General features: G+C 50.5%; 1 pseudogene. It reads right to left on the bottom strand.

The features are described from left to right. Positions 1-595: pseudogene (locus tag ABF638_RS38240) on the bottom strand (IS5 family transposase); the annotation flags it as partial. Between the last annotated feature and the right edge of the window lie 67 nt (positions 596-662).

Below are 662 nucleotides of genomic sequence, written 5' to 3'. Positions count from 1 at the left end.
GTACGGTTGCGTTTGGGGGGAATCACTGCAGTTTTACCCAGAGACTCAAGTCGCTCAATGACTCGCTCATCGGCATCATAACCTTTATCTGCCAGTACTGTATCCGCCACAACAGTAGGTAGCAATTGGTCGGCTCCATCCAAGTCGCAGGCTTGCCCTGGCGTCAGGTAGAAGCTTAGTGGGTTGCCCAACGCATCCACTACAGCATGAATCTTGGTACTCAATCCACCCTTGCTGCGACCAATGGCTTCAGTAGATGGCTCCCCCCCTTTGCACCAGCACTATGCTGATGGGCGCGGACAATCGTGGAGTCAATCATCGCATATTCATTATCGGCATCGTCTGCCAAGTGCTGAAACACTCCTTCCCAAACCCCCGTTTTTGACCATCGGCTAAAACGAGTATGAATCACTCGGAAATCTCCAAATCGCTCTGGGAGGTCTCTCCAGGGTATCCCTGCCCGATAACGGTACAGTACTGCTTCCACAAACAACCGATTATCTCTTGCTGTCACTCCGACATACCCTTGTGTTCCGGGCAGTAAGTCTTTTATCCTCTCCCACTGGTCATCTCGTAGCGCATAACGTCGAGTCATTGTTTCTCTATTTGGCTTATCCCAAGCATTACCTACTCAAGTTTACCTAATTGATGACACGCCCTAG

The sequence above is a fragment of the Nostoc sp. CALU 1950 genome, from assembly GCF_051172895.1.
In the GTDB taxonomy this organism is placed as follows: Bacteria; Cyanobacteriota; Cyanobacteriia; order Cyanobacteriales; family Nostocaceae; genus Nostoc; species Nostoc edaphicum_A.
This window is presented reverse-complemented; position numbering and strand designations above follow the sequence as displayed.